The sequence below is a fragment of the Pseudomonas sp. S2_A05 genome, assembly GCF_054668485.1.
Map to the genome: position 1 here is coordinate 3574618 of NZ_CP162775.1, position 17131 is coordinate 3591748.

A 17131-nucleotide genomic window follows, 5' to 3' on the forward strand; every position below is an offset into this window, starting at 1 on the left:
GCGCCCCGTCGATTGAGTAGAAGTTGTTGCTCTTAGATCGCTTTCAGCGTGCCTTTTGGCAGCGTGGCGGCGATGGCGCCTTTCTGGAACTTCATTTCCACGGTGTCGGAAACTTCCAGAACCACGAAGTCATCGGCAACCTTGGTGATCTTGCCGGCGATGCCGCCAGTGGTCACGACTTCGTCGCCCTTCTGCAGGCTGCTCAGCAGGTTCTTCTGCTCTTTGGCGCGCTTGGCCTGTGGACGCCAGATCATCAGGTAGAAGATGACCAGGAAGCCGACCAGGAAAATCCACTCGAAGCCGCCGCCCATTGGGCTTGCAGCAGCCGGTGCAGCTGCGTCAGCCATGGCGTTAGAGATAAAAAAGCTCATTTAGCACTCCAGTTGCAAATGTTGAATCTTGGGGTCAGAAAACTCAGTCCAAAGGCGGGACGGGAAGTCCGCGTTTGGCGTAGAAGGCATCGACAAAGGCGGCCAATGTACCCTGTTGAATAGCCTCGCGCAAACCAGCCATGAGCACCTGATAATGGCGCAAGTTATGGATGGTATTGAGCATGCTGCCGAGCATTTCGCCGCACTTGTCCAGGTGATGCAGATAAGCGCGCGAGAAGTTCTGGCAGGTGTAGCAATCGCAGGTCGGATCCAGCGGCGATTCATCATGGCGATGGAACGCGTTACGGATCTTCAGCACACCGGTATCGATGAACAGATGCCCATTGCGGGCATTACGGGTTGGCATCACGCAATCGAACATGTCCACCCCGCGGCGCACACCCTCAACCAGATCTTCCGGTTTGCCAACGCCCATAAGGTAACGAGGTTTGTCAGCGGGCATCTGGCCCGGCAGATAATCCAGCACCTTGATCATTTCGTGCTTCGGTTCGCCCACCGACAGACCGCCGATGGCGAGGCCGTCGAAGCCGATCTTGTCGAGGCCTTCGAGCGAGCGCATGCGCAGGTTTTCATGCATGCCGCCCTGAACGATGCCGAACAGCGCTGCGGTGTTGTCACCGTGGGCATTCTTCGAACGCTGGGCCCAACGCAACGACAGCTCCATCGATACCCGCGCGACGTCTTCGTCAGCCGGATACGGCGTGCATTCGTCGAAGATCATCACAATGTCGGAACCGAGATCGCGCTGCACCTGCATCGATTCTTCCGGGCCCATGAACACTTTGGCGCCGTCGACCGGAGAAGCGAAGGTCACGCCCTCCTCCTTGATCTTGCGCATCGCGCCGAGGCTGAACACCTGGAAGCCGCCGGAGTCGGTGAGGATCGGGCCTTTCCACTGCATGAAATCGTGCAGGTCGCCGTGCTCCTTGATCACTTGAGTGCCGGGACGCAGCCACAGGTGAAAAGTGTTGCCCAGAATGATTTCCGCGCCAGTGGCGACGATGTCGCGCGGCAGCATGCCCTTGACCGTGCCATAGGTGCCGACCGGCATGAACGCCGGGGTCTCTACGGTGCCACGGGGGAAGGTCAGGCGACCACGACGAGCCTTGCCATCGGTGGCCAGCAGCTCAAAGGACATTCGACATTCGCGACTCATTCTGTTTCCTCTGGGCCTGTCTGTTCAGGGGCAGTTGGAGCGGGATTGCGGGTGATGAACATCGCATCCCCGTAACTGAAAAAGCGGTAGCCGTTTTCCACGGCGGCCTTGTAGGCGGCCATGGTTTCGGGATAACCGGCAAACGCCGAAACCAGCATCAACAGCGTGGATTCCGGCAAATGGAAATTGGTCACCAGGGCATCGACCACATGAAACGGCCGGCCCGGATAGATAAAGATGTCGGTGTCGCCACTGAACGGCTTGAGCACACCCTCGCGCGCCGCGCTTTCCAGCGAACGCACGCTGGTGGTGCCGACCGCAATCACCCGACCGCCACGCGCACGGCACGCAGCGACCGCATCGACCACATCCTGGCCGACTTCCAGCCACTCGCTGTGCATGTGGTGATCTTCGATCTTCTCGACACGCACCGGCTGAAACGTCCCCGCGCCGACGTGCAACGTCACGAACGCAGTCTCGACGCCCTTGGCAGCAATCGCCTGCATCAGCGGCTCATCGAAATGCAGCCCCGCCGTCGGCGCCGCCACCGCACCCAAACGCTGGGCATACACGGTCTGATAACGCTCGCGATCCGAGCCTTCATCCGGGCGGTCTATATAAGGAGGCAACGGCATGTGCCCGACACGGTCGAGCAGCGGCAACACTTCCTCGGCAAAACCCAGCTCGAACAGCGCATCATGACGCGCGAGCATCTCGGCTTCGCCACCGCCGTCGATAAGGATCTTCGAACCCGGTTTCGGCGACTTGCTGGAGCGCACATGGGCCAGCACACGGTGCGCATCGAGCACGCGCTCGATGAGAATTTCCAGCTTGCCGCCGGACGCTTTCTGCCCGAACAGCCGCGCCGGAATCACCCGGGTATTGTTGAACACCATCAAATCGCCCGGGCGCAAATGCTCAAGCAAATCAGTGAATTGACGGTGTGCCAGGGCGCCGCTCGGCCCATCAAGGGTCAGCAGGCGACTACCGCGACGCTCGGCCAACGGATGGCGGGCGATCAGCGAATCAGGAAGCTCGAAAGTAAAGTCAGCAACGCGCATGATGGGGTTCGTCTAGCAGGGCCGGAAAGTCTAGCGGAAATATCGAAAATTGACCATGAAACGTGATTGACCAACGGTAATCACCTCTCTATACTTCGCCGCCATTGAGCCCTGATGGCGGAATTGGTAGACGCGGCGGATTCAAAATCCGTTTTCGAAAGGAGTGGGAGTTCGAGTCTCCCTCGGGGCACCAACACAGAGAAAAAGGTCTTGCGAAAGCAGGGCCTTTTTTTCGTCTGGTGGAAAGTGGTTGGTGCAATGCCGACCACTAAAGCCCCGCCCGACGATTGAGCTTGAAGCGACCTGAATCACCGCATAGGTGAAACAAAAGGTGGCTTTTACCATCGAGGAATACCAAACCGCATGCAACCGTCCTCATAGCCTAGAGGCTATCTCCTTCCACATGTAGTCATAGTTGTACTCCAACCAACGCACCAATAATCTGTCGTACTGCCTGCGAAACCAATTGCGCCGTCGCGCCGCGAGCCTCTCCTCTATCTCGGATCTGAGCCAATCAGGGTCGAACCCAGTCCATACAGTGGGCAGAACTGCAGCAATGTTTGTGAAACACACTGGTGCTACTTCTGAATAAAAAATCTTGTAGAGCACCGCTGGATCAACGCCCTTGAGCTGACGAACGACGTAGTCGTAATCAGTGGGGAAATGATTGAAAGGCTCCGATAAGGCATCTCTGACCCTAGTCAGTTGTGGTTCATTCAGATGATGTCCCAATGCAAAAATCCTCCGATTCCTTATCCAGTAACTCGCTACCGTTTCGTCTGCAGATCTGCGTGTAACCGCACCGACGACAATCGTATGCATATCGCTATGGCGAGCCATGGCCAAAACTGACGTCATTTTGCCGAGCAACAGCTCAAGTCCAGAATCGGACGCTTGCCCAACCTATTCCTTAGCCCCAAACATCAGCCCAGCAATCTCCCGCCCCCGCTCCATCCCTTCCTTCGTCAACCATATCGACTTGTTCCTGTTCACCGGATTACTGATCAAACCCTGTTCGTGCAAGCGGTTCATGATTTCGAAGTCATAGCCCTTCCACGCATTGCCGTCGTCGGAGCTATAGGCAGCCAGGAGAGCAAGGACGGCGTCGTCGATCAGTTTCATGTCGTATTCCATGATGGTCACTCCGCTGATGTTCAGTTTTTGTAATCAAAGCGTCGTATCAAAGTGGATGTCAATGCTGCGCGAGCTTGAGAGTTTAGATGGCCGATTGCTGGTTGCCTCGCATGCGATGACCGCCCGTATAATCGCGCCCGCAAAATAGACTTCCGCTGGTACTTCGCGCATCGGGCTCAAGCCCTTCACTTCACTGACAGACATCCCCATGGAAACCTCACTGGAAACCGTCGCCCTTTTCTCCCTCAAACTCGCCTACGAAGAAGAAGGCCTGAGCCCGATCCTGCGCGATGACATGGTCATGGGCGATTATCAGAAAGACGTTTTCGAGTTACTGGTGAAACGCGGCGATGTCGAGGCCATTCAGTTCAAGATGAACGAATGCCTGAACCTGGCGCTGGATGCCTTGGGTGGGGTCGAGAAGCCGTTGGGGCGGGAGTTGCGCAAGTTGTCGGCGGAGTTGGCTCAGGCGCGGTCGGTGGAGCAGCTGGGGCAGCCGCTGCTCGCACTGAAGGGGTATCTGCGCGACATTCTTTGAATGCCGCGCTACAGCCACGCCAGTATCTCTCCTGTCAGCGACGTGCTTTCAGCACTCGAATATCTGTTGGGAAGCCGTCAGCGCCCACCAGTTTTTTCCAGCCCATGTATTGAAATTCGCCATTGGGATCAATGTAGTCGCCCTTCTCTGGCTGCCCTCCGCCAACTATCGCAACACGCTTCACTTCGCCACAGCCGCCATCCGACGGTCGCACTGTGTAGATCACATACGGCTTCACGTATTGCGTGGCGCGGAAGTATTGGCCGCAGATTTCGTCGACGGTGATGAGCATGGTTTTCAGACGGGCTTCGCCGTCGGTGTCTTCGTGCAGTTTCAGGAAGGAGATGTCGCCGACGTCGCTGTAGCCGAGGGAACGGGCGCGTTGATAGGCGGGGGAGTTCTGGTGCGCAATTCGGCCCTCCTCCACACCGCGTTGCATTTGCGCGGCGAACTCGGCTTTGCCTTGGGCCAGGGTTGCCTCGGCATGGCCCGCGACGTTTTCGCAGTGGGCATACTCGCTGGAGTCGAGGTGTTGCGGTAGCAGGTTAAGGCGGCGCTCGTTCATGGAGGCGAGGCTGTCTTGCAGGCCGGACGTTAGTGCATAGGCAGCGGAGACGCGACCGCTCTGGACGTCGGCGATTGTCTCCTGCATCCGCTGGCAATTGGCGAGGTAGTAATCCCAGCTGGCTTGCGGGTGTTCTTTCGCGAAGCAGAAGGCTGGGGTAATGGAGACGGCAAGGGTGAGAGCGCCGAGCAGTTGCAGCAAACGGGTTGTGGAAAACATGGGTAGTCCATTACAGAGAAGGCATGGCGCGACGCTACTATTTTGCTATCGTTCCGTCCACTCTCAACAGGCGAACAAGTTGTCGCCTCTGTCTCGTGGCAAGGAAAGAGATCCGATGGATGCTGTGTTGTGTTTAGTGGTCATGGCGGCAATGTGGTTCTGGGTGGTGCGACAGCGTGGGCACTGGAATCTGTTGTTGGCAAACCTCGCCGGAGCGGGCAGCGCTGTGGTGGCGGGCATTGTCTTCACACTGCTTTATGACGGTCTGTTCGGCACCACCATGGCAGCGCCGGGACTGCATAACAGCCTGGTGGTGTTCATGACCAGCGCGGGCGTCCTGGCGGGTGTGTGGTTGTGGATCGCCAAGCGTCGACAGCCGGCGCATCCGGTTGCACGTCAACTGCTCGCGGGCGTCTGTGGCGTTGCCGCCGGCATGGTCACGTTGATTTTTCTGGCGGCGAATTATTTTCCGCAACCGTAGCCGGACGGCGCGTCTATTTTGCTATCTTGCCGCGCATCGTTGGGGCTCGCTGATCGTCTCGCGCCGCGCTTGGATTGTTGAAAGGTAAGGAAAGGATCAAATGGAGTTTTTGCGTTTTCTGGCGTTCGTCGCTGTCTGGGGTTTCATGTGGCGCTGGGTGGTGAAGAACCGCGGCAGCTGGAACATTTTCTACGGCAACATCGTTGGCGCGGCGGGTGGGTTCATTGTCGGGCTGGTGATGTTGTCGATCACCTTTTCGCTGTTTCCTTCGTCGTTCGATCACGAGGCGCAGGCGCAAAACACGCCAGTCGTCGAGTCGACCTCTGTACTGCCTGAAGCCGAGGCAGTCACGCCCGCCACCGAACTGAAAGATGCGCCGGTTTTTGCTGCCATCGAAGCGGATGACAAGCCTTCCCCCCCGGACTCCGCACTGTTGCCGAATAACGTCAGCCGGGCACCGAAATCAATGGCGGTACAGACGGTGCTGAATCAAAGCGACTACGAGGGTCGCATGGCCCTCGCCGCGCTGAACAAGAAGTTGCGCGGCGACGCACAGGCCGACAAGTCGATGATCGCGTATGTCATGTGCAGCCCGTTTGTCACCAGCACCCTGCGTTATCCCGCTTCGGCGCGTTTTGCTGACAGCAAAGCGCTGGTCAGTCATCGCTACAAGGATCAGGTCTACAGCTTCAGCAACAGCGTCACTGCGCGCAACATGAATGGCGACGATATCACCTACCGTTTCGATTGCTCCGTGCAGGAATTGCCACGGGTTGATGCGACGGCTGGGGAATGGCGTTTGCTGGCGCTGAAACTGCAAAAAGCCGACTCTTAAGACTCATTTAAGGGATCAAGGCGCCGGCTGCGCTATCATCGCCGGCCTGTGCGCCTTGAACCTTGCCCTCGATGTTTTCAACACCTGATGACCTCACCTCGCTGCCTCCTGTACTAGCCGGCCCGCTGCTGCGGCGGCTGGAGCCGACGCGCGTGGCGCTGTGGCTGGTGGGCTCGCGTGAACTGTCGCTGACCTTGCACCTGCAAGGTGTAGGAGATATTCCGCTCGACTCAGAGAAATGCACGGTCATTGCCGTAGGCCGTCATGCGTTCGTGCATCTGATAGACGTTCAACTTGAAAGCGCCCTGCCCTGCGACACGTTTATCGCTTACGACCTGCTGATCGACGACGCCATCGGTATGGCTGAGTGGGCGCCTCATCTGCTTTACCCTGGTGCCAGCTGCGCGAACCTCGTCGTGCGTTCGCGGATCGATCAATTGCTCCACGGTTCCTGCCGCAAGCCACATCATCCGGCAACCGACGGTTTGCTCTGCGTCGATCAATTGCTGGCCGACGAAACCGATGCGCAACGGCGCCCGGCGCTGCTGATGATGAGCGGTGATCAGGTCTATGCCGACGATGTTGCCGGGCCGATGCTGCGGGCGATTCATGGCTTGATCGAGCGTCTGGGTCTGTTCGATGAGCACCTTGACGGTGCCGTGGTCAGCGACAGCGCCAAGCTCTACCAACACCCGGCCAGCTACTACCACCGTGCGGATTTGTTACCGGCGCTAGAGAGCAACGAGACCTTGCGCGAGCGATTTTTCGGTGGCGCGCGTAAGCCGATTTTCACCAGCAGCAGTGCCGACAACCATCTGGTGACGTTCGCCGAAGTCATGGCCATGTACATGCTGGTGTGGTCGCCGACGCCGTGGTCGCTGATCAATCCGAACGCGCCGACGCTGACGCCGGAACGCCGCAAGCGCTACCACCTCGAGCAGACGCGCATCGATGCCTTCAAGACGGGCCTGGGCAACGTCGCGCGGGTGCTGGCGCATCTGCCGAGCCTGATGATTTTCGATGACCACGACATCACCGATGACTGGAATCTTTCTGCGCAGTGGGAGGAAACCGCCTACGGCCATCCGTTCTCCAAACGCATCATCGGCAACGCGCTGATTGCTTATCTGTTGTGTCAGGGCTGGGGCAACAATCCGGACGCTTTCAAAGGAATGCTGGAGCAGACCGCGCAACTGAGCGCCAGCGGTGACGACGGCTATCTGGACATGCCGGTGCAGGACGATCTGATTGATCAGTTGCTGCGTTTTCAGCAGTGGCATTTTGTGTTGCCGAGCAGTCCGGCACTGGTGGTGATAGATACGCGCACCCGGCGCTGGCGCAGCGAGATGGCCCTCAAGCAACCGTCGGGCCTGCTCGACTGGGAAGCCTTGAGCGAACTGCAACAGGAACTGCTCGATCACCCTTCGGCAATCATCGTGTCGCCGGCGCCGATCTTTGGCGTGAAGCTGATTGAAACCGTGCAGAAAGTGTTCAGCTGGTGCGGTTATCCGCTGCTGGTCGACGCGGAAAACTGGATGGCCCATCGCGGCGCGGCGCAGGTGATCCTGAACATTTTCCGACACTCGCGCACACCGGGGAACTACGTGGTGCTGTCCGGCGATGTGCATTATTCCTTCGTCTACGAAGTCCTGATCCGCCACCGCAAGGCCGGCCCACGGATCTGGCAGATCACCAGCAGCGGCATCAAGAACGAATTCCCACCAACGCTGCTGGAATGGTTCGACCGCCTCAACCGCTGGCTCTACTCACCGCGCTCGCCATTGAACTGGTTCACCAAACGCCGCCTGATGCGCATCGTCCCGTATACGCCGGAACATGCCGAGGCCGGGGAACGGTTGTGGAATTCGGCGGGGATCGGACAGGTGTTTTTCAATGAACAGGGGCAGCCGAGCGAGATTGTTCAGCACAACTCGAATGGGGCGGAGAAGACGAGGATGCTGGCGCCGGAGTTTAAAGATGTGCCGGACTAAAGCCATGCGCTGATCTGTGGGAGCGAGCCTGCTCGCGAAGGCGCAATTTCAGTCGACATCTACTGTGAATAGTCGACCGCTTTCGCGAGCAGGCTCGCTCCCACAGGGTTTTGCGCAGACCAATCAATGTGCGGCCAGAGCCCGCCCAACCCCTCTGACAATCATCCCCACCTCGCGCTCATCAATCGTCAGCGGCGGGAGCAACCTGATGGTCTTGCCACGAGTCACGTTGATCAACAAGCCGTGATCCCGCGCAGCGATCAGCGTCAGGTCGCGCACCGGTTGTTTCAGTTCGATACCGATCATGAGGCCCTGCCCCCGGATTGCCAGCACGTTCGGGTTGTCTGCCAATTCGGCGCGCAAGCGTTCCAGCAGCCGTGCGCCCTGCACCCGCGCATTCGCCAGCAGGCCTTGTTCTTCGATGATGTCCAGCACCGTGCAGCCGACCCGGCAGGCCAGTGGATTGCCGCCGAAAGTGCTGCCATGGCTGCCCGGGGTGAACAGGTCGGCCGCGCGGCCACGGGCCAGGCAGGCGCCGATCGGCACGCCATTGCCCAAGCCTTTGGCCAGGGTCATGACATCGGGCACGATGCCTTCGTGCTGAAAGGCGAACCACTGCCCGGTGCGGCCGATGCCGGTCTGGATTTCATCGAGCATCAGCAGCCACGCGTGGCGATTGCACAGGTCGCGCAGGGCCTTGAGATAACCCGGCGGTGCGACTTGTACGCCGCTTTCGCCCTGAATCGGCTCGACCAGAATCGCCACGATGCGCGCGCCGTGTTTGCGCTGTATTTGCTCCAGCGCGGCGAGATCGCCGAACGGCACTTTGACGAAGTCCCCCGGCAGTTCGTTGAAGCCAAGCCGCACCGCCGGGCCATCGCTGGCGGACAGCGTGCCGAGGGTGCGGCCATGAAACGCGTTGGCCATGACCACCACCAGCGGCTCTTCGATGCCTTTACGCCAGCCGTACAGACGCGCCAGTTTCAGCGCCGTTTCGTTCGCTTCGGCGCCGGAGTTGTTGAAGAACGCGCGCTGCATGCCCGACAACACCGCCAGCCGTTTGGCCAGTTGTTGCTGCCAGTCGATGCTGTACAGGTTTGAGGTGTGCAGCAGCAGCCCCGCTTGCTCGCTGATCGCCGAGACGATACGCGGATGCGAGTGGCCGACGTTGGTCACTGCCACACCAGCAACGGCATCCAGATACTCGCGCCCCGCCTGATCCCACAGGCGCGTGCCCAGGCCCTTGGTGAAACTCAGGGCCAGTGGTTGGTAGGTGTTCATCAGGGCGGCGGTCATGACGTGAAACTCCATTGCAGGTCGGTGTTTTTGCAGTATGGTTAGCCACCTGAGCTGGATAAACCCGGAAAAACTTCAATCATTTAAAAGCCGAGCTTGATAATGGATTTGTTTCAGTCGATGAGCGTCTACGTCAAAGTGGTCGAAACCGGGAGCATGACGGCCGCCGCGGCGAAGTGCGAAATGTCGACGACAATGGTGGGCAATCATCTGCGCGCGCTGGAGCAACGGCTCGGCGTGCAACTGCTGCAACGCACCACGCGCCGCCAGCGCCTGACCGAATTCGGCAGCATCTATTATCAACGCTGCCTGGAAGTGCTTGGCTTGGTGGCCGACTCCGAACGCCTTGCCGAACAAGCGTCGGACGAGCCGCGCGGTTTGCTGCGTATCACCGCGCCGCTGACCTTCGGCGTCGAACGACTGACCCCGGCTCTCAGCGAATATTCCTTGCTGTATCCGCAAGTGAAACTCGACGTGGTGCTGACCAACAGCCGTCCGGATCTGCTGGAGAACGGCCTCGATGTCGCATTCCGCCTGGGCAATTTCGACCAATCCAACCTGATCGCCCGGCCCTTGATCGACTACACCCTGACGGTCTGCGCCTCCCCTGATTACATCGCGCGGCGCGGCATGCCGCACACGCCACAGGATTTGCAGCAACACGATTGCCTGTCCTTCGCCTACCCGGCTGGGGATGACTGGCAATCGGTGGAAAAACGCTGGCGTCTGAGCGGCCCGGAAGGTGAAGTCCTCGTCGACGTCAGCGGGCCGATGTTGATCAACAGCTCCGCCGGTTTGCACCAGGCAGCGCGCAACGGCATGGGCATCATGATGCTGCCCGACGCGCTGGTGGAACAGGATCTGCGCGACGGCAAACTGGTCAGGGTAATGACGGACTACCAACCGCCGAGCAGGCCGATGCATCTGTTGTATGCGCAGGATCGCTATCGACTGCCGAAGCTGAGACGCTTTGTCGAGTTTGCGATGCGTACGTGGGGGAAACCCGCTGACGCCATGCCCGGAAAATAACGCACGCCGGGAAAAATCCCGACCACCAGACCGTTGCTCCGTGACAACGCCGCCCCGCTCCCCTAAATTAGTCGGCCTGAAAAAGACCTCGTGCTTTCTCGCCTCAACTCAAGTTAAAAAGTAGTGAAATTTCAATGTCCGATTTCAACACCGCTGAATCCGTAGTCACCCAGTCGTCCAAAGCGGAATACGAAAACTCCATCAATCTTTCACAACACCTGCCTCAAGCCAAAATCATCAGCGAGATGGTCCTCGACGCGTTCCAGTCGACCCGCGAAAGCGACCAGATCCGCGAATTGCGTGCGGCGATCCGTCAGGCGCATGACAGTTTTGATGACGACAAGGCGTACGAGCTGATGGGCGAACTCAAGCGCCTGAAAGACGCTGAGGCAGCCGATATTGCCGCGCTGGAAGACCTGAGCAGCAAGTTCTCGATCGGACGCATTCTGTCCAGCTTCAAGGACGATCCGGCATTCCAGGAAATCGTCTATGGCCTGGCGCTGAAGGTGCTGAATCAGACCCATCAGGCGATCAGCAATCCGAGCGGCGGCAAGAGCAAAGCTGCGAAGAAGAAAGAAGTGGAAATCTTCACCATCAGCAAGGACGGCGCCAGCGTGACCCTGCCAATGCGCACCCCGCGTTCGCGTCTGAACGTAGATCGTGAGGCACTGGAATTCCTCGGTTTCACCTTCGTGGGTGAAGGCGATGAAGCCGAGCTGGAAAGCGAAACCTTCGTCGATAACGCCGGTACCGAACAGGCGGTGAACCGCAAGAACATCATCACCGCGCTGCAGCAGCAGACGGCGTTTGACGGGTACAGCATCGCGGCGCAGTAATCTGCCAAGCACTTGCAAAAAAGCCCCGCGCTGAGATTCAGGCGGGGCTTTTTGTTGTCCGGCTTGTGATTCGTGAGGAGGCGAAAATCGTCGCCCCTCACCCCAGCCCTCTCCCGAGGGAGAGGGAGCCGACTTGTGTGATTTTCAAACCTGAGTTCGGCTCGGTATTTCAGGTCGGCGTATATCTTGAAAGCCCCTCAGTCAGTCCCCTCTCCCTCCGGGAGAGGGTTAGGGTGAGGGCAAACCGCTACCCCCCCTCAAGCCGAAGGATGCAACGCCGCAATCATGTCCACTTCAATCGCCGCATTCTTCGGCAACTGATACACGCCGATGGTCGTGCGCGTATGCCGTCCGGCATCGCCCAGCACATGGCTGAACACATCCGAAGCGCCGTTGGCCACTTCGCTCAGGTCCACAAAGTCAGCAGTCGACTTCACATACACCGTGACACGCAACAACGCACGAATCTTGTCCAGCGAACCCACCGCATCGACAATCAGCGCCAGGCAACGCATGGCGCTGATGCTCGCCGCGGCTTGCGCATCCTTGAGGTTCAATTCCAGCCCCACGCGACCGGGATACAGAATCTTGCCATTGACCCGCGGCACCATGCCGCTGATGTAGAGCTCGTCGTGATGACGGATCAGCGGCGCGTAATTGCCACCGGCGGTGTTCTCGCCATAGATGTCATAGTTGAGTTCTTCGGCCAAGGCGATAAAACGCTCATCGCAGGTCATCCGTTCGGTCATTGCGCCCAGCCTTTTGATCAATGCACGGGTTGAGACAGTCGAGCACCGGGGGATGGCTTGGAGCTACTACTGTCGGGGTTGGATCCAAATCTATGGCGTTTGCCTAAGTTGTGCAACCAGCGTAGATGGAACAAAAAGCCCTAAACCTTTCGGATGCCCCGGACCACAAGCTGGTCTTCAGCGGCGCTCAAACAGTGTTCAAGCGCTCAACCATATCTGGAAATTTTTCAACCAGTCGTATCAATAAGGCTGCTTGAGCATTGGGCTTCGACTTTTCCTGCTCCCAATTTCGAAGGGTGTTTGGACTTGTCCTGATTCGACTGGCAAAAACAGCTTGAGACATATGCAGTTTTTCTCGAAGAGCCACAATTTCCTGTGCGCCCACTTCAGGTACAGGCTTGTCCTCAAGCACTGTATTGCGCAGTGTGATCTTGCCCTCGCGTTGAGCCGCCATCTCATCAACGCCCTGCATTAACTCTGCAAACAGGTCGCGTTTTTTCATGGGGTACCTCGTTTTTTCAACTCTTTATCAATGGCTGTCCTGAGTGCCCTCTCTTGCTCGGCAGTCAGCTTCTCAAGCTCATCTTTGTCGTAAATGGCGAACATCCAGAACTGACCATCATTCATAAGCCAATAGTAGAGAACCCGCAAGCCGCCCCGTCTTCCCTTGCTACGGCGAGAATCAGCCCAGCGCAGCTTACGGAAGCCACCCGTTCGAGGCATTACATCGCCCGCAAGCGGATTGCTCTGAAGGTAGTTCTGCAATGTTCGATATTCGTCGTCCGTCAGATAACGGCCAACGCTTTTGGTAAATATCGTTGTTTCAAAAAAGATTGTTCGCATAGCCAAACTATAAGCAGCTTGACTATAGACAGCCTATCAACAAATCGCTGCTCGAATAAACAAAAAACCCCGCACATCTCTCAACGTGCGGGGTTTTTCCTGAAGCTTGCAAACCTTACGGTGCGTACGTCAGCAACAGCTCTGTCGGCACCTTGAAGTCCAGGGACATCATGACGCTCAACGCAGTGATGGTGAAGATCGAGAACACGAACAGCTTGCGTGCCCAGACGGTGTCATCGACTGCCTTGTAGCCGGTCCAGGCCATGTACAGCCAGTACATGCCCATGGCGGCGGCGACGGCGAGGTAGCTCATGCCGGCGTAGCCGCTGAAGGTCAGCATCAAGGTCGCCACGAGGAACGCCAGGATGTAGAGCAGGATGTGCTTCTTCGCCACTTGGATGCCGCGTTTCACTGGCAGCACCGGAATCGATGCGGCCAGGTAATCATTGAAACGGAAAATCGCGATGGCGTAGGAATGCGGCATCTGCCACAGGCTGAACATCACCAGCAGGGTCAGTGCGGCCATGTCGAAGCTGTTGGTCACGGCAACGTAACCGATCACTGGCGGCATGGCGCCCGACAGACTGCCCACCAGCGTGCCGTGAACCGACTTGCGCTTGAGGTACAGGCTGTAGAAGCCGACGTAGATGATGAAGCCGATTACTGCGAACAAGGCAGCCAACGGGTTGGCCACCTTGTACAACAAGGCAACGCCGAGAACACCCAGAATGGTCGCGTAAACCAGGGCCAGTTTCAGGGAGATGAGGCCCTGGACCAGCACACGGTTCTTGGTGCGTTCCATCTTCAGGTCGATGTCGCGGTCGATGCAGTTGTTGAACACGCAACCGGAGGCCACGACCAGGGAAGTACCGATCATGGCGGCCAGAAACACCGCCAGATCGACATGCCCTTTCGAGGCCAGGAAGAACCCGCCTGCCACAGAAAGCACGTTACCGAAAATGATCCCCGGTTTGGTGATTTGGATAAAGTGCTTGAGCGACATCGGGTCTACCTCACTTCGCCATCATGTACGTGTGGATGCTGAACATGATCCACAGCGACAGGCCAACCAGCAGCACGATCACAATCGCCGTGAAGACGAACGCGATCACGTTGTTACGCTGTGCAATGGAACGGTCCAGGTGCAGGAAGTAATACAGGTGAACGATCACCTGGATCACTGCGAACAGCAGAACGATTGCCAGCGTCGTCGACTTCGGCAGGGTCGGGTACATCACCAGACCGAACGGAATGACGGTCAGGATTACCGACAGGATGAAGCCGATGGCGTACGACTTGACGCTGCCGTGGCCAGCATCGTGGCTGTCATGGGAGTGTGCATTAGCCATTACAGAGTCCCCATCAGGTAAACAACGGTGAAGACGCAGATCCAGACCACGTCCAGGAAGTGCCAGAACAGGCTCAGGCAGCTCAGACGGGTCTTGTTGGTCGACGTCAGGCCATGCTTGTTGACCTGATACATCATGATGCCCATCCAGATCAGACCGGCCGAAACGTGCAGACCGTGGGTACCGACCAGGGTGAAGAACGCCGACAGGAAGCCCGAACGGCTAGGACCGAAGCCCTCGGAGATCAGCAGGTGGAACTCGTTGATCTCCATGGCGATGAAGCCCGCGCCGAGCAGGAAGGTCATGAACAACCAGCCCAGGACCGCCTGCTTCTTGCCCTTGTACAACGCCAGCATGGCGAAGCCGTAGGTGATCGAACTGAACAACAGCAGAGCGGTTTCGCCCAGCACGTAAGGCAGTTCGAAGATGTCGTGGCCCGACGGGCCACCGGCAACGTTGTTTACCAGTACTGCGTACACCGCGAAGATCGACGCAAACAGAATGCAGTCGGTCATCAGGTAGAGCCAGAAACCGTATACGGTCATCTCGCCCGAGTCGTGGTGATGGTCATCGTGCCCATGGTCACCATGGGCGTGTCCAACATTGGTCACTAAGTTCGACATGGTTTAAGCCTGTTCCAACGAGGTTTCAACACGGGTGGCATTGGCCGGGATTTTCCCTGCCGCGACCAGACGCTTGTGCTGCTCGGCTTCGATACGCTCGATCGTTTCAACCGGAACCATATAGCCCTGGTCGTCACGTGCAGCGTGGATCACGAAGTAAACGACGGTGCCCACCAGGCTCGCGATCGCCAGCCACCAGATGTGCCAGATCATCGCGAAACCGAAGACGGTCAACAGCGCGCCCATCACCACGCCAGTGGCGGTGTTGTTCGGCATGTGGATCGGCTCGTACTTGGCCGGACGCTGGTACGCAGTACCGTTTTCCTTGGCTTCGGTGAACGGGTCGATGCAGTCAGCCTTAGGCAGCACAGCGAAGTTGTAGAACGGTGGTGGCGACGAGGTCGACCATTCCAGGGTGTGTGCATTCCACGGGTCACCGTGATCGCAAACGTTCTCTGGCTTGTTGCGGTCGCGCACACTGACGTACAGCTGGATCAGTTGGCAGGCGATACCCACAGCAATCATCACCGCACCGAACATGGCAACGTACAGGTACGGTACCCACTCAGGGTTGGTGGTGGCGTTCAGACGACGGGTCATGCCCATGAAGCCCAGTGCATAGAGCGGCATGAACGCGACGAAGAAGCCCGAGATCCAGAACCAGAACGCTGCTTTACCCCAGCCTTCGTGCAGCTTGAAGCCGAACGCTTTCGGGAAGTAGAACGCGAAGCCAGCGATGTAACCGAATACCGCACCGCCGATGATCACGTTGTGGAAGTGCGCGATCACGAACAGGCTGTTGTGCAGCACGAAGTCAGCACCCGGGATGGCCAGCAGTACGCCGGTCATGCCGCCGATGGCGAAGGTCACCATGAAGCCCAGTGTCCACATTACCTGGCTGGTGAAGCGCAGACGGCCCTGGTAGATGGTGAACAGCCAGTTGAACAGCTTCACACCCGTCGGGATGGAAATCAGCATCGTCGCCAGACCGAAGAAGGCGTTGACGCTCGCACCCGAACCCATGGTGAAGAAGTGGTGCAGCCAGACCATGAAGCCCAGTACCGAGATCGCGCCCGAGGCGTAGATCATCGAGTGGTGGCCGAACAGTTTCTTGCCGGTGAACGCCGAGATCACTTCCGAGAAGATGCCGAATGCCGGCAGGATCAGGATGTAAACCTCAGGGTGGCCCCAGGCCCAGAACAGGTTGACGTACATCATTGGATTGCCACCAAGTTCATTGGTGAAAATGTGGAAATCCATGTAACGGTCAAGGGTCAGCAGTGCCAGGGTAGCGGTCAGGATCGGGAACGAAGCCACGATCAGAACGTTTGCCCAGGTGCAGGTCCAGGTGAAGATCGGCATGTCCATCAGTTTCATGCCAGGGGTACGCATTTTCAGTACGGTCGCGAGGAAGTTGACCCCGGTTAACGTCGTACCCAATCCGGATAGCTGTAGCGCCCAGATGTAGTAATCCATACCCACGCCAGGACTGTATTGCAGACCCGACAGCGGCGGATACGCAACCCAACCGGTCTTGGCGAACTCGCCGACGCCCAGCGACAGGTTGATCAGCACAACGCCGGACACCAGCAGCCAGAAGCTCAGGGAGTTCAGGAACGGGAACGCAACGTCACGCGCGCCGATCTGCAGCGGCACTGCAAGGTTCATCAGGCCGGTGAAGAATGGCATCGCCATGAAGATGATCATGATCACACCGTGAGCGGTGAAGATCTGGTCATAGTGTTCAGGTGGCAGGTAGCCAGGCGAACCCTCGGTGGCCATGGCCAGCTGGGTACGCATCATGATCGCGTCGGCAAAGCCGCGCAGCAGCATGACCATGGCGACGATGATGTACATCACGCCGATTTTCTTGTGGTCGACCGAAGTCAGCCACTCGGTCCACAGGTACGTCCACTTCTTGAAGTAAGTGATCGCAGCGAACAGCGCCAGACCACCGAGGGCGATCATGGCGATGGTCACCATCACGATCGGCTCGTGGAATGGGACTGCTTCCCAACTTAATTTACCAAACAT

General features: G+C 58.1%; 20 protein-coding genes and 1 tRNA gene. 7 read left to right on the forward strand and 14 right to left on the reverse strand.

The window, feature by feature from the left end; genetic code table 11:
- Positions 1–32: 32 nt before the first annotated feature.
- The 3 genes from yajC to queA are packed head-to-tail and all read right to left on the reverse strand — an operon-like array spanning position 33 to position 2609.
- On the reverse strand, positions 33–371 hold the full coding sequence (yajC, locus tag AB4O12_RS16200) for a preprotein translocase subunit YajC (protein WP_016773317.1): 339 nt from the start codon (positions 369–371) through the stop codon (positions 33–35).
- A 43-nt stretch (positions 372–414) separates the two neighbouring features.
- Positions 415–1530, reverse strand: coding sequence for a tRNA guanosine(34) transglycosylase Tgt (tgt, locus tag AB4O12_RS16205; protein ID WP_160768392.1), 1116 nt, complete (start codon positions 1528–1530; stop codon positions 415–417).
- Between the two features lie 14 nt (positions 1531–1544).
- On the reverse strand, positions 1545–2609 hold the full coding sequence (gene queA / locus AB4O12_RS16210; protein ID WP_460059094.1) for a tRNA preQ1(34) S-adenosylmethionine ribosyltransferase-isomerase QueA: 1065 nt from the start codon (positions 2607–2609) through the stop codon (positions 1545–1547).
- A gap of 108 nt (positions 2610–2717) precedes the next feature.
- Here queA and AB4O12_RS16215 point away from each other — a divergent pair.
- Positions 2718–2802: transfer RNA gene (locus AB4O12_RS16215), tRNA-Leu, on the forward strand.
- A 182-nt stretch (positions 2803–2984) separates the two neighbouring features.
- Here the strand turns inward: AB4O12_RS16215 and AB4O12_RS16220 are convergent.
- Positions 2985–3341, reverse strand: a complete 357-nt coding sequence (locus tag AB4O12_RS16220; RefSeq protein ID WP_095181806.1) for a DUF7079 family protein — start codon at positions 3339–3341, stop codon at positions 2985–2987.
- A gap of 171 nt (positions 3342–3512) precedes the next feature.
- Positions 3513–3731, reverse strand: a complete 219-nt coding sequence (locus AB4O12_RS16225; RefSeq protein WP_305381499.1) for a DUF6429 family protein — start codon at positions 3729–3731, stop codon at positions 3513–3515.
- A gap of 220 nt (positions 3732–3951) precedes the next feature.
- Between AB4O12_RS16225 and AB4O12_RS16230 the strand changes: the two genes are divergently transcribed.
- Entirely contained in the window at positions 3952–4281 is a 330-nt protein-coding gene (locus AB4O12_RS16230; protein WP_016773313.1) for a hypothetical protein, read from the forward strand.
- Positions 4282–4315: 34 nt separating this feature from the next.
- Here AB4O12_RS16230 and AB4O12_RS16235 read toward each other — a convergent pair whose 3' ends face one another.
- Positions 4316–5065, reverse strand: a complete 750-nt coding sequence (locus AB4O12_RS16235) for a hypothetical protein (RefSeq protein WP_252876865.1) — start codon at positions 5063–5065, stop codon at positions 4316–4318.
- A gap of 115 nt (positions 5066–5180) precedes the next feature.
- Here AB4O12_RS16235 and AB4O12_RS16240 point away from each other — a divergent pair, with 115 nt between their 5' ends.
- The 3 genes from AB4O12_RS16240 (at position 5181) to AB4O12_RS16250 (ending at position 8372) form a co-directional block, all read left to right on the forward strand.
- Positions 5181–5546 carry a hypothetical protein gene (locus AB4O12_RS16240; RefSeq protein WP_041479936.1) on the forward strand — a complete coding sequence of 122 codons (366 nt, stop codon included), beginning with the start codon at positions 5181–5183 and terminating at the stop codon, positions 5544–5546.
- A gap of 100 nt (positions 5547–5646) precedes the next feature.
- Positions 5647–6381, forward strand: a complete 735-nt coding sequence (locus tag AB4O12_RS16245) for a hypothetical protein (RefSeq protein WP_305381500.1) — start codon at positions 5647–5649, stop codon at positions 6379–6381.
- 71 nt (positions 6382–6452) lie between these two features.
- Positions 6453–8372, forward strand: coding sequence for an alkaline phosphatase D family protein (locus tag AB4O12_RS16250; protein ID WP_460059098.1), 1920 nt, complete (start codon positions 6453–6455; stop codon positions 8370–8372).
- A gap of 123 nt (positions 8373–8495) precedes the next feature.
- On the opposite strand, the gene AB4O12_RS16255 is transcribed toward AB4O12_RS16250, so the two are convergent.
- Positions 8496–9668 (reverse strand): aspartate aminotransferase family protein, encoded by a 1173-nt coding sequence (locus AB4O12_RS16255; RefSeq protein WP_305381502.1) that lies wholly within the window; start codon positions 9666–9668, stop codon positions 8496–8498.
- A gap of 102 nt (positions 9669–9770) precedes the next feature.
- Between AB4O12_RS16255 and AB4O12_RS16260 the strand changes: the two genes are divergently transcribed.
- Together AB4O12_RS16260 and AB4O12_RS16265 are read left to right on the forward strand one after the other, a co-directional pair.
- The gene (locus AB4O12_RS16260) at positions 9771–10697 is read left to right on the forward strand and encodes a LysR family transcriptional regulator (RefSeq protein ID WP_460059101.1); all 927 of its coding nucleotides are present in this window, start codon (positions 9771–9773) and stop codon (positions 10695–10697) included.
- Positions 10698–10831: 134 nt separating this feature from the next.
- Entirely contained in the window at positions 10832–11533 is a 702-nt protein-coding gene (locus AB4O12_RS16265) for a hypothetical protein (RefSeq protein WP_016773307.1), read from the forward strand.
- Between the two features lie 257 nt (positions 11534–11790).
- On the opposite strand, the gene AB4O12_RS16270 is transcribed toward AB4O12_RS16265, so the two are convergent.
- From AB4O12_RS16270 to cyoB, 7 genes are all read right to left on the reverse strand, one after another.
- Positions 11791–12282: a RidA family protein gene (locus tag AB4O12_RS16270; RefSeq protein WP_016773306.1), complete on the reverse strand. Its 492-nt coding sequence runs from the start codon at positions 12280–12282 to the stop codon at positions 11791–11793.
- 187 nt (positions 12283–12469) lie between these two features.
- A complete protein-coding gene (locus AB4O12_RS16275) occupies positions 12470–12784 on the reverse strand; it encodes a helix-turn-helix domain-containing protein (protein ID WP_041479944.1) in 315 nt (104 codons plus the stop codon).
- Positions 12781–13125: a toxin gene (locus AB4O12_RS16280; protein WP_252876871.1), complete on the reverse strand. Its 345-nt coding sequence runs from the start codon at positions 13123–13125 to the stop codon at positions 12781–12783. The genes AB4O12_RS16275 and AB4O12_RS16280 overlap by 4 nt, the downstream gene beginning before the upstream one ends.
- A 115-nt stretch (positions 13126–13240) precedes the next feature.
- Complete coding sequence (gene cyoE, locus AB4O12_RS16285) at positions 13241–14128, reverse strand: heme o synthase (RefSeq protein WP_016773305.1); 888 nt, start codon at positions 14126–14128, stop codon at positions 13241–13243.
- 10 nt (positions 14129–14138) lie between these two features.
- Positions 14139–14474 carry a cytochrome o ubiquinol oxidase subunit IV gene (cyoD, locus tag AB4O12_RS16290; protein ID WP_011335842.1) on the reverse strand — a complete coding sequence of 112 codons (336 nt, stop codon included), beginning with the start codon at positions 14472–14474 and terminating at the stop codon, positions 14139–14141.
- Complete coding sequence (cyoC, locus tag AB4O12_RS16295; protein ID WP_016773303.1) at positions 14474–15097, reverse strand: cytochrome o ubiquinol oxidase subunit III; 624 nt, start codon at positions 15095–15097, stop codon at positions 14474–14476. Before cyoC ends, cyoD begins: the two co-directional genes overlap by 1 nt.
- A 3-nt stretch (positions 15098–15100) precedes the next feature.
- Entirely contained in the window at positions 15101–17131 is a 2031-nt protein-coding gene (gene cyoB, locus AB4O12_RS16300; protein ID WP_041479948.1) for a cytochrome o ubiquinol oxidase subunit I, read from the reverse strand.